This window comes from Gelidibacter sp. (genome assembly GCF_035577925.1).
Classification (GTDB): domain Bacteria; phylum Bacteroidota; class Bacteroidia; order Flavobacteriales; family Flavobacteriaceae; genus Gelidibacter.
This window is the reverse complement of record NZ_DATJCY010000167.1, coordinates 1-17,217: the sequence shown is the minus strand read 5'-3', so window position 1 is coordinate 17,217 and position 17,217 is coordinate 1. Positions and strand designations below refer to the sequence as shown.

The 17,217-nt window shown below is 35.9% G+C and carries 13 protein-coding genes; 5 read left to right on the top strand and 8 right to left on the bottom strand.

The window, feature by feature from the left end; all coding sequences use genetic code 11:
* Nucleotides 1–178 precede the first annotated feature (178 nt).
* Nucleotides 179–2,164 carry a heavy metal translocating P-type ATPase gene (locus tag VNJ50_RS05935; RefSeq protein WP_325579967.1) on the top strand — a complete coding sequence of 662 codons (1,986 nt, stop codon included), beginning with the start codon at nucleotides 179–181 and terminating at the stop codon, nucleotides 2,162–2,164.
* Between the two features lie 120 nt (nucleotides 2,165–2,284).
* On the opposite strand, the gene VNJ50_RS05930 is transcribed toward VNJ50_RS05935, so the two are convergent.
* Both VNJ50_RS05930 and VNJ50_RS05925 read right to left on the bottom strand, forming a co-directional pair.
* A complete protein-coding gene (locus VNJ50_RS05930; protein WP_325579965.1) occupies nucleotides 2,285–3,826 on the bottom strand; it encodes a glycine--tRNA ligase in 1,542 nt (513 codons plus the stop codon).
* Nucleotides 3,827–3,888: 62 nt separating this feature from the next.
* Nucleotides 3,889–4,770: a hypothetical protein gene (locus tag VNJ50_RS05925; protein ID WP_325579963.1), complete on the bottom strand. Its 882-nt coding sequence runs from the start codon at nucleotides 4,768–4,770 to the stop codon at nucleotides 3,889–3,891.
* A 90-nt stretch (nucleotides 4,771–4,860) separates the two neighbouring features.
* On the opposite strand from VNJ50_RS05925, the gene VNJ50_RS05920 reads away from it, so the two are divergent.
* Nucleotides 4,861–5,538, top strand: a complete 678-nt coding sequence (locus VNJ50_RS05920; RefSeq protein WP_325579961.1) for a ComF family protein — start codon at nucleotides 4,861–4,863, stop codon at nucleotides 5,536–5,538.
* 53 nt (nucleotides 5,539–5,591) lie between these two features.
* Nucleotides 5,592–7,229 (top strand): Ig-like domain-containing protein, encoded by a 1,638-nt coding sequence (locus VNJ50_RS05915; protein WP_325579959.1) that lies wholly within the window; start codon nucleotides 5,592–5,594, stop codon nucleotides 7,227–7,229.
* Here VNJ50_RS05915 and VNJ50_RS05910 read toward each other — a convergent pair.
* The 3 genes from VNJ50_RS05910 to VNJ50_RS05900 form a co-directional block, all read right to left on the bottom strand.
* Nucleotides 7,189–7,968 carry an amidohydrolase gene (locus tag VNJ50_RS05910; protein ID WP_325579957.1) on the bottom strand — a complete coding sequence of 260 codons (780 nt, stop codon included), beginning with the start codon at nucleotides 7,966–7,968 and terminating at the stop codon, nucleotides 7,189–7,191. The two genes, VNJ50_RS05915 and VNJ50_RS05910, sit on opposite strands and share 41 nt — an antisense overlap.
* A gap of 11 nt (nucleotides 7,969–7,979) precedes the next feature.
* A complete protein-coding gene (locus VNJ50_RS05905; RefSeq protein WP_325579955.1) occupies nucleotides 7,980–8,438 on the bottom strand; it encodes a hypothetical protein in 459 nt (152 codons plus the stop codon).
* 141 nt (nucleotides 8,439–8,579) lie between these two features.
* On the bottom strand, nucleotides 8,580–9,722 hold the full coding sequence (locus VNJ50_RS05900) for a methionine aminotransferase (protein WP_325579953.1): 1,143 nt from the start codon (nucleotides 9,720–9,722) through the stop codon (nucleotides 8,580–8,582).
* A 237-nt stretch (nucleotides 9,723–9,959) separates the two neighbouring features.
* On the opposite strand from VNJ50_RS05900, the gene VNJ50_RS05895 reads away from it, so the two are divergent.
* A complete protein-coding gene (locus tag VNJ50_RS05895) occupies nucleotides 9,960–12,083 on the top strand; it encodes a S46 family peptidase (RefSeq protein WP_325579951.1) in 2,124 nt (707 codons plus the stop codon).
* Nucleotides 12,084–12,153: 70 nt separating this feature from the next.
* On the opposite strand, the gene VNJ50_RS05890 is transcribed toward VNJ50_RS05895, so the two are convergent.
* Both VNJ50_RS05890 and VNJ50_RS05885 read right to left on the bottom strand, forming a co-directional pair.
* A complete protein-coding gene (locus VNJ50_RS05890) occupies nucleotides 12,154–12,624 on the bottom strand; it encodes a very short patch repair endonuclease (RefSeq protein ID WP_325579949.1) in 471 nt (156 codons plus the stop codon).
* A gap of 253 nt (nucleotides 12,625–12,877) precedes the next feature.
* Nucleotides 12,878–15,823, bottom strand: coding sequence for an alpha/beta hydrolase family protein (locus VNJ50_RS05885; RefSeq protein ID WP_325579947.1), 2,946 nt, complete (start codon nucleotides 15,821–15,823; stop codon nucleotides 12,878–12,880).
* A gap of 294 nt (nucleotides 15,824–16,117) precedes the next feature.
* Here VNJ50_RS05885 and VNJ50_RS05880 point away from each other — a divergent pair, with 294 nt between their 5' ends.
* Nucleotides 16,118–16,678, top strand: coding sequence for a TPM domain-containing protein (locus tag VNJ50_RS05880; RefSeq protein ID WP_325579945.1), 561 nt, complete (start codon nucleotides 16,118–16,120; stop codon nucleotides 16,676–16,678).
* Between the two features lie 173 nt (nucleotides 16,679–16,851).
* On the opposite strand, the gene VNJ50_RS05875 is transcribed toward VNJ50_RS05880, so the two are convergent.
* Nucleotides 16,852–17,217: adenosylhomocysteinase (locus VNJ50_RS05875; protein ID WP_325579944.1), on the bottom strand; the 366-nt coding region annotated here is incomplete at its 5' end.

The window sequence follows — 17,217 nt, the reverse complement described above, 5'->3', positions numbered from 1 at the left end:
AAACCGCTGATGGATATCATCTTAAAAAAGTAAAATTAGACATAGGTTTGCAAACCGAAGATTTTGCTGAAATTTTGAATTCAGAGGCTTTAAAAGACAAAAAAATCATTGTGGACGGCACATATATGTTGCTTAATGAGTCCGAAGGCGGCGAGCATTAACATTAAATAATTAACGAATGACCAGACCTCATAAAGAAAATAACGATCACAGCCATGACCATAACGGTATTTTTGGTCCACGTACAGAATTGTATTTGTCCTTGTTGTGTGGCATATTTCTAGCTATTGGCTTTAGCATCAAGGTTTTTGGTGCTGATTCCCAGTCCATGTGGAATTATATTGTTCCTTTTCTGATCGCCTACGGATTTGGTGGTTATTATATTACGATTGAAGCTTTTTTAAAAATCAAAAAAGGCGAATTTGAAATTGACTTTTTGATGATTGCTGCTGCTGTTGGTGCTGCCTATATTGGGAGTTGGGCCGAAGGCGCATTGTTGTTATTCCTGTTCAGTTTAGGTCATGCTTTGGAAAATTATGCCATGAACAAGGCTAAAAAATCCATTGAAGCCTTACAAGATTTAACGCCTAAGACAGCATTGGTAAAACGAGGCGACCGGATAGAGGAAGTTGGTGTTGAAACTTTAAAATTGAATGATATTATTGTTGTTAAGCCGAATTCAAAAATTGCGGCCGATGGCGTGATCATCACCGGAAATAGCGCCATCAACCAAGCACCAATTACCGGTGAGAGTATGCCCGTTGATAAAACCGCTATAGAATCAGCGGAAAATCTTCCAAACTTCGAGGATATTGATAGCACGAATGTGGTTTATACGGGCACTATTAACGGCGATGGGAGTATTGAAGTTTTGGTTATGAAACTCAGTAAAGATTCTACTGTTGCACGACTAGTCAAAATGGTAAGTGAGGTAGAAACGCACAAATCGCCTACGCAACGAATGACCAAGCAATTTGAAAAATGGTACGTACCAGTGGTTATTGTAGTCGTGACTATTTTATGTTTTGCCTATATGATGGTCGATGAAACCTTCAATGAAAGTTTATATCGCGCCATTACGGTTTTGGTTGCGGCAAGTCCTTGCGCTTTGGCAATTTCAACCCCAAGTGCAGTGTTGAGCGGTATTGCACGCGCTGCCCAAAAAGGTGTATTGATTAAAGGTGGAAAAGCGTTGGAAGATTTGGGGTCTATTTTAACTATCGCTTTTGATAAAACTGGAACGTTGACAGAAGGCAAACCGAGACTCACTAACGTTATTCCAACTGAAAACTATGATGAGCAAAACTTGGCGCGCATTATATTGGAAGTTGAAAGTTTAAGTAATCATCCGCTTGCAAGAGCCATTGCCAATGGTGTGAAATCGCAATACCAAATGGTGTATGAAAATTTGGCTTCACAGGTAAATGCTATTCATGGTAAAGGTATTAGTGCAATTTATGAAGATCAAGTCGTTTTTATTGGTAATGAAAAACTAATGACCGATGAAGGCATGGAAGTTCCAGGTGAATTAAGATCAAAAATGGAGCTACTGTTGCAGGAGGGGCATACTGCCATGTTGGTGGCTCATCGTAATGCAGTAATAGGTTTGGTGAGCGTTATGGACGTTCCTAGAAAAACAGCTGTTCAAACCCTAAAACGATTAAAGGAAATTGGTATTCAGCGTATGGTAATGCTTACTGGCGATCATCAAAATGTAGGCGATTCTATTGCCAAACAAATTGGTTTGACCGAAGCCAAAGGTAATTTATTACCAGAAGATAAGGTGGAAGCTGTAAAAGCACTAATGAAACGCGATGGTAAAATTGCTATGGTAGGAGATGGCGTTAATGATGCGCCAGCCATGGCTTATAGTACAGTTAGTGTGGCGATGGGCGCTGCAGGAAGTGATGTTGCTCTCGAAACTGCAGATGTGGCTTTGATGTCCGATAAAATTGAAATGTTGCCTTTTGCGATTGGTTTGAGCCGAGCTTCCAAGCGCATTATCACCCAGAATATTTGGATCAGTATGGGCGTGGTTGCTTTATTGGTGCCAGCTACTATTTTAGATTTTACCAATATTGGATTGGCCGTAATCTTCCATGAAGGATCAACTTTAGTTGTGGTGCTTAATGCGTTGCGATTGTTGGCTTATGATGAAAAGTAAACGAAAGTTTATTGTTTTACTTTAGATCATTCGCTTTAAACAAAAATTCCAATAGTTCAATTAATTTAGAGCTATTGGAATTTTTAAATTTATAGGGTTTTTACGCTTTTTTGTAATAGCTTACATTTTCATCAACCATGATTTCACGTCAACTTCTTGTTTGATGATCTCACGTAAATCTTCAATTTTTACACGGGTTTGTTCCATCGTATCGCGATGACGAATAGTGACCGTGTTGTTTTCTAAAGTTTCGTGGTCAACCGTAATACAAAAAGGAGTTCCGTTGGCGTCTTGTCTTCTATAACGTCTTCCAACAGCATCTTTGTCATCATAAACAACGTTGAAATCCCATTTTAGGTCGTTCATTATTTGAGTTGCTATTTCTGGCAATCCGTCTTTTTTAACCAACGGGAAAATCGCAGCTTTAACAGGTGCCAATACCGATGGTAATTTTAAAACAGTTCTGGTCGTATTGTTTTCCAATTCTTCTTCTACCAACGAATTTGAAAAAACGGCCAAGAACATACGGTCCAATCCAATTGAAGTTTCTAACACATAAGGGGTGTAGCTTTCATTGGTTTCATGGTCAAAATATTGAAGTTTTTTACCCGAAAATATCTCGTGTTGTTTTAAGTCAAAATCGGTTCGGGAATGGATCCCTTCCAGTTCTTTAAATCCAAACGGGAATTTAAATTCAATATCTGTTGCGGCATCAGCATAATGGGCCAGTTTTTCATGGTCGTGAAAACGGTAATTTTCTTCACCCATTCCTAATGAAAGGTGCCATTTCATTCGCGCTTCTTTCCAATGTTCAAACCATTGTTTTTGAGTGCCCGGCTGAATGAAAAACTGCATTTCCATTTGTTCAAATTCGCGCATTCTAAAGATAAATTGTCTTGCAACAATCTCGTTTCTAAAGGCTTTTCCTATCTGCGCAATCCCGAATGGAATTTTTAATCGTCCTGTTTTCTGAACGTTGAGGAAATTCACAAAAATACCTTGTGCCGTTTCCGGACGTAGGTATAAATCCATCGCATTTTCTGCAGAAGCTCCTAGTTTGGTGCCAAACATTAAGTTGAATTGCTTGACTTCCGTCCAGTTTCTACTTCCTGTTAAAGGATCGGCAATTTGCAGTTCTTCGATTAATGCTTTGACATCGGCAAGATCTTCAGTTTCCAAAGATTTTGCCATACGCGATAAAATGCGTTTGATATCTTCATAATATCCTACAACTCTCGGATTGGTGCTAATAAACTCTTCTTTGTCAAAGGCATCGCCAAAACGCTTAGCTGCTTTTTCAACTTCCTTTTCAATTTTGGCTTCAATTTTAGCGCAATAGTCTTCGATTAAAACATCGGCACGATAGCGTTTTTTTGAATCTTTATTGTCAATTAACGGGTCGTTAAAAGCATCAACGTGGCCCGAAGCCTTCCAAATGGTTGGATGCATGAAAATAGAGGAGTCGATTCCTACAATATTATCATTCATCTGTACCATAGCTTTCCACCAATACTCGCGTAGGTTTTTCTTTAATTCAGCGCCATTTTGGGCATAGTCATACACAGCACTAAGGCCATCATATATTTCACTGCTCTGAAACACGTATCCGTACTCTTTAGCGTGAGATATAACTTTCTTAAATTGATCGTCCTGATTTGTCATGCTACAAAAATAGAAAACCCTTCCAATTAAAGAAACGGTTTATATGAATATATTTTATGGGGTTAGTTTAAGACAATTTGCGTACTTCCGAGTTTATGGTCGTTATGGAACACCGAAATATAATATGTACCTTTTGTAAAGGGTTTCTCGTTTTTTTCTGGTTCTATGGTGGCGCAAATATTAAGATCTTCATTGTTGTAATCAACAAGCTGTTTGTCACTATAAATAAGTAAGGATTTGTCAAATCTAACCGCGTTTTTTTTGCCAATAACGTTGTTTAGTGGATTTAACACTTGAATATATATTTCTTTCATTCCGTTTTTTGCCCATTCATTCTTTGCAAGGGTAAAACATACATCCATGCATTTGGTTTGGGAGGCTTTGGTGGTTTCATTGTCGTGCGTACCCGATTTATAGAACTTTGTATGAAATGAATTTACTGTCATCATGGCTGCTTTTTCAATGGATTTGTTTAAAGATTCATTGGTTTTTAAAAGCGCTGCATTCACTTTTTTCTGATCATCCAAGACCGTATAAGCCATAAATTTTTCGTTTTCCAATTGTCCATTGCGGAGGTTTATGGAATCTATAGCTTTTAAAAGAGAAGTACTTCTTGATTTTTCGGTAATGAGGTTTGATCTAAAGCTTGCCAATGATTCAACATCATTTTCCATGATTCTTATTTTGTCCAAAGCCATTTGAGCTGAGGTTTTAATACTATCCAATTGCTCTGATAACATCTGGTTGGCAACTTTTGTTTTATCATATATCTGAATCATTTTTGATAATTCATTTTCAACAAGTTTGTTTTCTTGTTTTAAAAATTGCTGCTCGGCTTTGATGGATTGGTAAGTTGAAAAACCCAAAACACTAATCGCCGTAATACCAAAAATCAAAGAACCTATAATAATTTTATAATTAAAAAGTTGCGGATGGATTAACATAAATAATTATTGAGGGAATGAGGGATTATTTATTAATTCTGACGAAATTATATATTAAGTTTGTTTAGGTGCCATTAAATCGATAAAAAGATGATAAACTTGTTAAACTTGTTTTTTCCAAAGGTTTGTTTGGCATGTGACAATCATTTGGAAACTAATGAGCTCTTTATTTGCGTGCTTTGCAGATACGAATTGCCGTTGACAAATTTTGGAAGTACCATTGATAATGATGTGACCAAACGTCTTTATGGCCGTGTCCAATTAGAACATGCTTGGGCCTTATTTTGGTTTTCAAAAAAAGGATTGGTCCAGCATCTTATCCATAATCTTAAATATAAAGGCCATGAAGAGGTGGGTGAGTTTTTAGGACAATGGCTTGGTGAGGAACTCATTAAACATGAAGGATTTAGAACGATTGATGTAGTCATCCCTGTTCCACTGCATTCAAAACGGATGCGTCAACGTGGATTTAACCAAGTGCATAAGTTTGGAAAAGAATTGGCAGATGCTTTAAAATGCGATTTTAACACTAAGGTTTTACAGAAAAATAGAGCTACCAAAACACAGGTTTTTAAAGATCGATTGCGGCGTTTAATGACTGATGATTCGGTGTTTTTAGTTGCGGATTTTGAGGTTTTAAAGGGGAAACATATTCTTTTGGTAGATGATATTATTACAACTGGCGCAACTATTGAAACCTGCGCAAAGGCCTTATCCAAAATTGAAGGTGTTAGAATAAGTGTGGCAACTATGGCAATTGCGGAGTAATTTTTCCGTTTTTATCAAATATGTCGTTAATTTGCTGAAATTTCTACGTGCTAATGTTTAGAGCCCATTATAAACTACTTTTTTTTGTCGGCATTCTTGTTCTTCTTGTTAATTGTGCCAACAGAGGCACGCCTTCAGGTGGAGAAAAGGATATGGTGCCACCAAAGATTTTAAGGTCATTACCAGAAAATTATTCTACTAATTTTAATGCTACAGAGGTTAAAATCTATTTTGATGAATATATCAAAATAAAAAATTTGCAAAAACAGCTTATCGTTTCACCGCCCATGGATCCTGCACCAGATATTATGCCCATGGGAAATGCCAGCAAATACATTACTATTAAAATTAATGATACGTTAAGGCCAAATACGACGTATTCCTTTAATTTCGGACAAAGTATTGTTGACAATAATGAAGAAAATCCATTTCCGTATTTTAAATATGTTTTTTCCACAGGATCTTATATCGATTCACTTTCGGTAAAGGGAGCAATTGTGGATGCTGAAAAACGAGAGCCCGAAACCTTTGTGTCCGTGATGTTGTATGAAGTCGATTCTACTTACACAGATTCCACCGTTTATAAAACCAGACCATTGTACGTTACCAATACGCTTGATAGTGTGAGCACGTTTAGTATTGATAATATTAAAGCTGGGAAATACCGTTTGATCGCATTAAAAGATGAAAATGGAAATTTTACCTATGAGCAAAAGTCAGATAAAATAGGATTTTACGATCAGGAAATCACCGTACCAGATGATTCTTCTTTTTATGAAATAAAACTATTTAAGGAAATTGCCGATTTCAATATGGAACGGCCTGTTCAACTCGCCAAACAAAAAATACAATTTGGTTATAGAGGTGATCCAAAATCGGTCAGTATAGAAATGTTGGCGCCAAATAAGCCCAGTGATTTTGAACAGCGTATCGTTAGAGATGCTCAAAAAGACACCTTGTATTATTGGTACAAACCTAATGTAGAATTGGATACCACTTTTTTTGTAGTCAAAAACAAAACTTATACAGATACTTTAAAACACCGTTTTCGGGATTTGAAAGCCGATTCATTAAAAATTACCGCATCGATATCTGGAACCATCAATTATGATGAAGATTTTTCAATTTCAGGAAATATACCATTTGATGCATTAGATTTGGCCAAAGTGAGTATTATGGATAAAGATTCGTTAGCTGTTGATTTTAAATCTGAACTTGATACTCTTAATAATACCTATCGTTTTAAGTTTGATAAAACCGAAGCCAACTCCTATAAAATCCAATTTTTACCAGATGCGCTAACGGATTTCTTCGGAAATGTGAATGACACACTTAATTATTCGGTAAAAACGAGACAATATTCTGAACTGTCGGATGTTCGAGTAAATTTGATTGATGGCGAATACCCGTTAATCGTTCAGTTAACTGATAACAAAGGTGTCGTTAAATACGAGCAATTTGCTGATGAACCGCGAATGTTCGATTTTAGGCACATCGTTCCCGGAACTTATTTCTTGAGAGTAGTTTATGACACCAATGGCAATAGAAAATGGGATACTGGTAACTATCTTAAAAAAATTCAACCAGAACGGATTAGCTACAGACCAGATGCGATAGATGCAAGAACGGGGTGGGATTCTATAGAAGAATTTAGGTTATTGAAAACTGATCCTGATCAGCCAAAAAACTAAATTTATTGCGGTTAAATGTAATGTCTTCTTTGTTAAGCGTTACAATTTCTACAGCTTCCACGCTATAAGGAATACTGTCCATGCGTTCGCCCAAAACATCGTAAACAGCCGAATGTCCTGAATACTCGTGATTATTAGCATCGGTTCCAATGCGGTTAACACCCACGCAATAACTCATGTTTTCAATGGCGCGCGCTCTCAATAAAGTATCCCAAGCCAGCATTCTAACGGTTGGCCAACTGGCAACATAAATAAGAACATCATAATGGTCCGAATTTCTGGACCAAACAGGAAACCTAAGATCATAGCAAACCAAAGGGCAGATTTTCCAGCCTTTGTAATTGACTATGATCTTTTTGTTTCCAGAAGTATAAATCTTGTCCTCACCCGCTAAAGTGAAGGTGTGGCGTTTGTCATAATGTTCTACCATGCCGTTGGGATGGACAAACACCATGCGGTTGTAATAATTGTCATTTTCCTTAATTACTAAACTTCCCGTAATTGCCGATTGTTTTTTGGCAGCAGTTGTTTTTAACCATGAAATGGTTTCGCCATCCATCGTTTCAGCAACTGACGATGGATGCATCGTAAATCCTGAAGTAAACATTTCAGGAAGTACAATAATATCTACCTGTGCCGTAATCGCATCAATTTTTTCTGAAAAGTGCAATCTGTTTTTCTCAGGATTTTCCCAAGTCAAATCGGTTTGTAAAAGCGCAATATTTAAGGTGTTCGACATAATTATAAAAGTTAAACTTTTCTTCTTGCCTTTTCAACATCATTTTTAAGGCCGTTCAGTTTTTTTATCCATTTGGCATCATCATTTGGCGATAAATCTCCTCGGGCTTTAAGCTTATTATACTTATCTTGGTTTTGATCAAGTTTTCTTGTTTTTTTGTTGAGGTTATCTACAGCTTTCTTTTTTCTCTTTAGTTCCTTCTCTGCTTTTTTCTTTTCTTTTTCTGCTTTTTTGGCTTCTTTCTCTAAATTCTTTTTCTCTTTTTCTACTTTTTTAGCTTCTTTGACAAAATCTTTGTGGGTTTTAAAAATGTAGTTTTTTTCATCAGATAAAAGGTCGGCTGTAACGTCCACACCTTCATGAAAAATAGCTTTGCCTTTAACTTCATAAGCTTTTCCATCCTTGACAACAGTTTGGGCGTTGGCAGTAATTCCTAAAGCTAAAAAAAATAAAATCATCCAGATTCTCATAATATTCTTGTTTTTATTTGGAATAAATAGCTGGTTTTTATGCTATATTTTCCTAATTGTTCATACTGCAAAAATACATTATTTTTAAAGAACATTAAATTTTACAACTTTAGATTTGTGTGGTTTTATGGGGTTTTGCTGTTAAACTTTATTTAAAATTTCAGCAGCAGCTTTTAAGGTTTCATCGGTTTTTGCAAAACAAAATCGAAGGATTTTTTTATCTAAATTACCAGTGTTAAATATTGAAAGCGGAATGGAGGCTATTTTATGCTCGATGGTCAAATGTTTTGCAAAATCCACGTCATTTTCCATCGTAATATTAGAATAGTCCAAACCTTGAAAATAGGTGCCTTGTGCCGGAATGAATTTGAATCTCGAGTCTTTGATAAGATTTAAAAACAAATCGCGTTTGCGTTGATAAAATTCAGAAAGTTCGAGATAATGGTTGGCTTCTTGTAAATAATCTGCCAAACCTTTTTGCGTGGGATGGTTAACGCAAAATACATTAAACTGATGCACTTTTTTAAATTCGTCCATCAGTTCTTTTGGCGCGCAACAATAGCCTAATTTCCATCCGGTATTGTGAAAGGTTTTGCCAAAAGATGCCACAATAAAACTTCGTGATTTTAAATCGGGAAATAAACAAGCGCTTTGATGTTTTTCAGTATCAAAAATAATGTGTTCATAAACTTCGTCACTCAACAAAATGATGTTGGTACCTTTTAAAAGAGTTTCCAACTTTAGCATATCGTCTTTAGAAAAAATTGTTCCGCTGGGATTATGTGGCGTATTGATGATGATCATTTTAGTTTTGGAAGTGATTTTCTGTGAAACTTCCTCCCAATCTACCTTGTAAAATGGCGCTTCCAGTTGAACGGAAATCGTTTTTCCGCCATGGAGTTCTATGGCTGGACCATAACAATCATATGCCGGATTGAATATAATGACTTCGTCGTTAGGTTTCACAAAGGTTGAAATAATAGTGAAAATTGCTTGTGTAGCTCCAGCAGTTACGGTTATTTCATAGTCGGGATGATAAGTGGTATTATATAGTTTTTCAAATTTATTGGTGATGGCAACGCGCAATTCTAAATTTCCTGCCATGGGCGCATATTGGTTATAACCGGAATTCATCGCATTGGTAACCAAGTCAATCAAAGTTTGGTCACTTTTGAAATTCGGGAATCCTTGCGATAAATTCAAGGCGTTATGTTCATTGGCCAAAGCACTCATTACCGTAAAAATGGAAGTGCCTACGTTGGGCAATTTTGACTTGTGATTCATGATTTTTGTGTTTAATTTATTGAAGATACTATAAACATATTATACTTTCATTTCTAATCAAATTTAGTTGATCATGATGTTGAAATTAAAAATAAATGTGATGTTTTTTATAATGTTAGAGTCCGATTTAATTCTCAGAGTTATTATCTGATTTCAAAGACAATTCCAATGTAAAAAGTTTAATTTGGTTTAGGGCTTCCTTATATTTGAGGACTTTTTTAAAAAACAATTTTATATATGAAACTTTTTAGGATTTTAATTCTGTTTATTACCGTCCAGGTTTCTGCCCAACAAGGCGGCATGTGGATTCCGTCGTTGCTTCAGGGCATGAACGAAGATGAAATGCAAAGTCTGGGCAGTACACTTTCGGCCAAGGATATTTATGACGTCAACAATTCCAGTTTAAAGGATGCCATCGGCCACTTTAATGGCGGATGTACTTCGGAGGTGATTTCACCAAATGGTTTGGTTTTGACCAATCACCACTGTGGATTTGGACAAATCCAATCGCATTCTTCTTTAGAAAACGATTATTTGACCGATGGCTTTTGGGCCATGAATTTGGATCAAGAATTACCAAACAACAACTTGTATATTGAGTTTATTGTCCGAATAGAAGATGTGACCAAACAAGTTTTGGAAGGCATTACTGAGGATATGACCGAAAAAGCAAAACAATCTAAAAGAGGTAGTAATAGTACAGCTATTGAAAAAGCAGTTCAAAAAGAACCTTGGCAAGATACCCGGATCAAAGCGTTTTATAAAGGTAACCAGTATTTCTTGTTTGTGACTGAGCGATATACCGATATCCGATTGGTTGGAGCACCACCATCGAGTATTGGAAAATTTGGTAGTGATACCGATAACTGGGTTTGGCCAAGGCATACGGGTGACTTTGCTTTATTCAGAATTTATGCCGATAAAAACAACCGACCGGCCGCTTATTCAAAAGATAATGTGCCGTTTAAACCAAAACATTATTTGCCGGTATCCTTGGATGGTGTGAGCGAAAATGATTTTACAATGGTATTTGGGTTTCCTGGAACAACCGACGAATATTTGCCTGCCGATGCGATAGCGCAAACCGTTCAAAAAATAAACCCTGAAGCCATTGCCATTAGAGAAGCAGCTTTAAAAGTGATTGATGCGTATATGAAAGCCGATAAACAAATCAGGATTCAATACGCTTCAAAACAAGCCCGAATTGCCAATGCTTGGAAAAAATGGCAAGGCGAAAACTTAGGTATCGAAAAAAGTGGTGCCATTGCTATAAAAAAAGCCCAAGAAGCTGAGTTTACAAAACAATTAAAAGCAAAAGGTCTTGATGGAAAATACGGAAATATATTGTCCAACGTTGGTCAGCTTTATAAAGAAATTGAAGCTGTAAACGTAAAACGCACCAGTTTTATGGAAGTCTTTTTAAGAACCAATGAATTGACGCCAATGCTGTTTGGTCTTACCCAATTAGAAGGTGCAGCGGCCAATAGCGAAGCCGCTTTTGAAAAACAAAGAGATGCCAATATTGGACGTATGAAAGGTGTTTATAAAGACTATAATGCGAAGGTAGATAAGGAAGTTTTTGAAGCGGTGATGCCATTTTACACTGATAATGTTGATAGTTCAATTTATGATAAAACCGCATTTACCAGTCTGGAAAGTGCCTTAAAAGTATTGGAAGGCAATTCGACAGAAGTTCTTGAGAAGTTGAATAACGATGCTGCTTATCAATATATAAAACCATTTATTATTGATTTTTACACCAATATCGAACCTCGTTTTCAAGAGTTGAATCCGCAGATCAACAACCTTGAACAGCAATACATGACGGCTTTGATGGAAGTGCTTCGGGAGCAGCGTTATTTTCCTGATGCCAATGGTACGTTGCGCGTTACTTACGGAAAAGTGAAAGGTTATGCGCCAAGAGATGCTGTGTATTATGAGCCTTTGACCTATTTGGATGGCGTGATTGAAAAGTACATTCCAGGAGATTATGAGTTTGATGTTCCCGAAAAATTACAGCAATTGTATGCACAAAAGGATTATGGACAATACACTGATGCTACGGGCAAAGTGCCAGTTTGTTTTTTAGGCACCAATCATACTACAGGTGGAAATTCAGGAAGTCCGGCAATTGATGCCTATGGCAACTTGGTAGGTTTAAACTTTGACCGCGTTTGGGAAGGTACGATGAGCGATATTTATTACGATCCAGAAATTTGTAGAAATATTATGGTCGATATGCGCTACGTGCTTTTTATTATTGACAAATATGCTGGCGCCAAACATTTAATTGATGAAATGACTTTAGTACGTCCAAAAACGGATGCTAAAAAGAGCAAGAAAGTTAAGAAAAAGAAATAGTCAAACGGATGATTTATAATGAAGCCCTTTTAATTTTTGAGAGGGCTTTTTTTATATGGATTCGTTAGGTTTAGGTGTTTTCTCCTGTAGCAATATACTCCAAAACGTCATTAATACAGGTGTCCAAATCTTTTAGAATTTCATTAGACCAAAATCTAAAAACCGTGTAGCCCATTTCAGAAAGTATTTGGTTCACTTGTCGGTCGCGTTGCATATTGCGTTCAATTTTTGGAATCCAAAACAGCCGATTGCTTTTTATCTCTAGTTTGCGCTTGTCCCAATCATAACCATGCCAAAATTCGCCATCAATAAAAATGGCAAGTTTATATTTCTTAATGGAAACATCGGGTTTTCCGGGTAGTTTCTTATTGTCAATCCTGTAACGAATGTGCTTTTCCCATAACGCTTTTCGGAACAGAAGTTCGGGCTTGGTGTTTTTGGAGCGAATTTTACCCATTATTTTTGAACGCTTCTTAGTCGTATAAAAACCAGAAGCTTCATTGAATCTTGGAACGATAATATTGGGTTCTTCGTAAGTCATGTCATTTTAAAATTACTAAAAATTCAGACTAGATTGAAAAAAGTGGAGATAATAAAAATAAAAGACTATTTTTTAAAAGAGAAAATCTAAAAATTGAAGTAATTCAATATTTACCATAAAATCCAACATACCATTTGAAAATCAAATATTTGAATATGTTTTTCATTAGAGAACAATAAAAATCAATAAAAAAAAGAGGTTATCCGAAAAATTGGACAGCCTCTTTTTATAAATCTAACTTATCTAAGAACTATTAAGGTGTTTCGTCTACAAGTTCAAAACCCCAAGTTTTCCCCTTTTGGGTAGCAGGAATTCCGTGTACCATCCATGCTGGTGCCGGTGCATCTTTTAAATAATGATCAAAGAATTGTTGCTCTCTACGTTGGATGTCTTTTCTGTTTTGTCGTTTTATCAGGTTGTGTTCGTCGTTGTTATAATTCAGCATCCACACAGGTTTCCCTAATCTACGAAGCGCAGTAAACATCTCGATGCCTTGATACCATGGTACGGCGCCGTCTTTATCATTATGCATGATAGCCACAGGAGTATTTACGTTTTCCAAATGGAATAAAGGTGAGTTTTCGATATATAAGTCGTAACCATCCCAAAGGTTTTTACCAATTCTACTTTGTGTGTTCTCATATTGAAATTGCCTATTCATTCCTGTACTCCATCGGATTCCGCCATAGGCTGAGGTCATATTAACAACTGGTGCTCCTGCCCAAGCAGCAGCATAGCGATTAGAGCGTGTAATTAAATGTGCAACTTGATAACCTCCCCAACTTTGTCCTTGAATCCCGATTTTATCTCCATTTACGAAGTCGAAAGTTTTTAGATAGTCAATGCCAGCATCTACATATTCTTCTGCCGAACGGCCAGGATATCCTTCGGTATATTCGATATCCGGAACAAATACCAAGTAGCCATTACTCACAAAATAAGTGATGTTTAATCGCGATGGCGTTGGTGCTGGCGCTTCATAGCCATGCAGATCATCACTTCGGCGTTCATAGAAATAAGATAATAATGGATATTTTTTATTTGCATCAAAATCTTCGGGTTTATAAAGCATTCCCGTTGCAGGTTTTCCGTTTTGAGCCGTATAGTGAATCAATTCTACCGTGCCCCAATTGTAATCTTTTTGTTGCGGATTGGTTTGATGTAACGCAGTAAAATTCTTTAAGTTTTTAGTGCTCACCAAGGTAGGAGGGATGATAAACGATTGATGCGTAAAAAGATAATCTTCGGATTCCTCTGCTTTTATCAATGATCTATGTCCGCTCATAGCTTCCATGGATAGCTTTTTAGGTTTTCGGTTTTGTTTGCTATACAATTCATAAAAACCGCTTTGCTTATCGTTTTCCTGAAATGCAGTCAAGATCATTTTTTTATCGGTATCGATATGTCTTGCTTCTTTATCTAATTTTAAATAATTGAAACTTATTTTATTTTCTCTTCCGTAAGCATGTGTCATATTTTTTGGAGCATGGTTGGTTTTCAAATCAAATTCCCAAATATCATAGCGATCTTTTATCCAAACCGATGCATCGTCTTTAGTCCAACCTATTAAAGAATATGGAGAAGCCAAATCTGGCGAATCGTGCTGTTCATTTGCAAAAGACACATTGATATCTTTATTAAGGTGCGTGACATTCCCCGAAGCGATATCATAAGTGTACCAATTAGAAGATTCTCTATCAAAAAACACCAAGTTTTTACCTTCTGGCGAGATAGAAACATTACCGCGTAAATTTTTTAAAACCTCTTTTTTGCTTCCTGTCTTTGTGTCGATTGTGTAATACGAACTCATTCCAGAACTCTGCCATTGTTTTTCTATTCGATTTCCGTAATCAGACATTCCAAACACAAAATCGGCATTGCCTTCGTTTACCAAACGTACATAATTCATTTTCTCATCCTGTAAAGGGATTAAACGGTTAGGATGGTCTAAATGCACTACAGATAGATATGACTTTTCCAACTCACGTTTTAAATTTACTAATTGCTGAGTTTGTAGATACTCATCTTTATAGTGCCAAATATCCAGTATGGCGTGGTCTTCCTCAATAAAGGTAGTGTCTTTAGCTTCTTTTTTTGGTGCGATGCCTAAATACAAGCTTTTACTATTTTCGCTAAATTCAGGCGTATAGTTTTCAGAGATTACCCAATCGGTTGGAATGCCATTTAAGTCATTATCAAAACGGAGTAGCTCTTGGTTGTCTGTTTTAAATAAGTTGACAGAATACTTCTTGATTTCCTCTTTTTCTTTATCGTGAGTAGCAATAAATGCCAGTAAATTAGAGTTTTTGTTAAATTTTAATTTGCTATAAACCCCGTCTTTGTCTGTTATAGCTATTTCTTGCATATCTTTGGTGCGCACAAGATAAACGCCTTCTTTTTCATTCGAAACAGCTTCTAATTTTTCTACTTCTGCGGTCTCATTTTCGGTGGTTTTTTCTTCTTTTTTCTCGTTTTTCTTTTTCTCGTTTTTTATGGTGTAAGCGAGATAATCTCCATTTTCACTAAAAATGTAATGCTCTGCATTGTCAAAGCTTACTTCTTTATCGTTTTTTAAATCCCTGAGAACAAGTTTTTTGAAGGTTTCTTTTTTCTTGGATTTAATAGTGTCTTTTGATTCCTTTTCTACTTCGCGGAGGTAAGCTACATAGTCTCCGTTTTTTTCAGGAAGCTTAAAGTTGAGCACTTCCGGGATTTTAATCAGCTGATGATTGGCTAGATTGTAAATCCCCAAAGTGTCTTTTGTTAGTTTCTTTTCTTCTTTATTTTTGTCGTCTTTTTTGTTTTTCTGAACTCTGTTTTGTTTGATTTCCTTATAAAAAGGTTTAATCGAAAAGACAATATGCTTGGAGTTAGCGGTAATGCTAGCTTTTTCTGCTCGGTGTATTTTTTGCTTTGGCGTTTGTTGTTGCGTTGCCTGAATATAAAGCCACGAATCGCCTTCTTGTGGATTTACGTTATAAATGCTCCACTTGCCATTCGGACTGATATTTACGGATCCAAAACTTTGCCAGTCGTCATAAACATCATGATTTAAAGGTTGTTTTTGTGCAGTGGCATTTGTTGCAACAAGTAAGCTGCTTGCGGCAAAAGCTCTTAAAAATAACTTCTTTAAAAAGGAAGTATGAGTTGGATTTAAAAGCTTATTGGTGAGGGTAAAATGCTTTGTAAAAGAGTTCATGGCATACAATTAAAAGTGAAAACATATTAAGCGTGGAAATTACATTTCTTTTTACGTTTTGGCAAATTAAAGAATAGAGAATGGGAGTGGTGATTTGAATAGAAAACAGAAGAAAGGACTTTTGTTTAAGAGAACAGAGAGATAACAGTTGGATATCCAAAACGTTAATAATACAATGTACAAAACAATTTTTCACAAATAAATTGGTATGACTGTTTTTGAAAATCATTTTTTTTTGCACAGAAAATAATAGTTACATTCGACTTAGAAACTTAGCGTCTAATTAAGATATTAATGGGGAATATTGACTTTGATAAAATCATAAAAACATTTATTGTCATTGCAATTCTAACGATGATAAATTCATGTCAAAATTATGATAAATCAAATAAAAGCTCAACAGCTGTTGTATTTAGTGAAGAAGTCAATAGATATAATTATTTAGATAAACCTCATGATCTTAAATATGTGTATGATTTTGAAGATTTTTTTACTGAAAACGAATCTCTTGAATTATATGAAAGGCTATCGGAAATAAATAAAAACTTGAATGTCACTTTCATAGTCGTATCAGATGGAAAAGGAAATAATCAAGATTTTAGAGAAAATACGATGATTACCAATAACATATTTAAGTCGAAACATGATTTGGATAAAGTAGTAACATTGAAATTCAGTAAGTTATATAGAGAAATTGGTATTGCTTATTCTGAAAGTTTAGCCTCTAAAATTAATGATAGCCTCTGTAAATCAATAATTGAAACGACTTTAAGTCCGAATTTTAAAAACGAACAATTTTATATTGGAGTAAATTCTTCTATAGATTCATTGGTTAATTATATAGAGAAAAAATAAGATGTTAAATTTATTGCCGAAAATAAAAATCTATCAATTCAGTTCACATATTATTTCATTTTCACAGACTAATGTTTTAAATAAAAGAGGCTGCCTTTTTTAAAAGCAGCCCGTTTAAGTTTTGAGATTAGCTATGCTAAATCTAACAGATTCCTGCCTTCGCAGGAATTGGTTTAATATCTATAATATTCCGGTTTATATGGCCCTTCAACAGCAACGCCAATATATTCAGCTTGATCTGGTTTGAGTTCGGTCAGTTCCACCCCAATTTTAGCCAAGTGCAAAAATGCTACTTTTTCATCCAAATGTTTTGGCAACATATACACTTCGTTTTTATAAGCATCTCTGTTGGTCCATAATTCAATTTGAGCCAAAGTTTGATTGGTAAACGAGTTGCTCATCACAAAACTTGGATGGCCTGTAGCACAGCCTAAGTTGACCAAACGCCCTTCGGCCAAAATGATAATATCTTTGCCGTTAATCGTGTATTTATCAACCTGAGGTTTGATTTCAATTTTTGACGCGCCATGGGTTTTGTT

What these genes read in the sequence shown, in the direction of transcription:
- VNJ50_RS05915 (WP_325579959.1), top strand. Translation starts at nt 5,592, where the DNA reads ATGTTTAGAGCCCATTATAAACTACTTTTTTTTGTCGGCATTCTTGTT.
- VNJ50_RS05900 (WP_325579953.1), bottom strand. Translation starts at nt 9,722, where the DNA reads ATGAATCACAAGTCAAAATTGCCCAACGTAGGCACTTCCATTTTTACG.
- VNJ50_RS05895 (WP_325579951.1), top strand. Translation starts at nt 9,960, where the DNA reads ATGAAACTTTTTAGGATTTTAATTCTGTTTATTACCGTCCAGGTTTCT.
- VNJ50_RS05905 (WP_325579955.1), bottom strand. Translation starts at nt 8,438, where the DNA reads ATGAGAATCTGGATGATTTTATTTTTTTTAGCTTTAGGAATTACTGCC.
- VNJ50_RS05885 (WP_325579947.1), bottom strand. Translation starts at nt 15,823, where the DNA reads ATGAACTCTTTTACAAAGCATTTTACCCTCACCAATAAGCTTTTAAAT.
- VNJ50_RS05925 (WP_325579963.1), bottom strand. Translation starts at nt 4,770, where the DNA reads ATGTTAATCCATCCGCAACTTTTTAATTATAAAATTATTATAGGTTCT.
- VNJ50_RS05910 (WP_325579957.1), bottom strand. Translation starts at nt 7,968, where the DNA reads ATGTCGAACACCTTAAATATTGCGCTTTTACAAACCGATTTGACTTGG.
- VNJ50_RS05890 (WP_325579949.1), bottom strand. Translation starts at nt 12,624, where the DNA reads ATGACTTACGAAGAACCCAATATTATCGTTCCAAGATTCAATGAAGCT.
- VNJ50_RS05935 (WP_325579967.1), top strand. Translation starts at nt 179, where the DNA reads ATGACCAGACCTCATAAAGAAAATAACGATCACAGCCATGACCATAAC.
- VNJ50_RS05920 (WP_325579961.1), top strand. Translation starts at nt 4,861, where the DNA reads ATGATAAACTTGTTAAACTTGTTTTTTCCAAAGGTTTGTTTGGCATGT.
- VNJ50_RS05930 (WP_325579965.1), bottom strand. Translation starts at nt 3,826, where the DNA reads ATGACAAATCAGGACGATCAATTTAAGAAAGTTATATCTCACGCTAAA.
- VNJ50_RS05880 (WP_325579945.1), top strand. Translation starts at nt 16,118, where the DNA reads ATGGGGAATATTGACTTTGATAAAATCATAAAAACATTTATTGTCATT.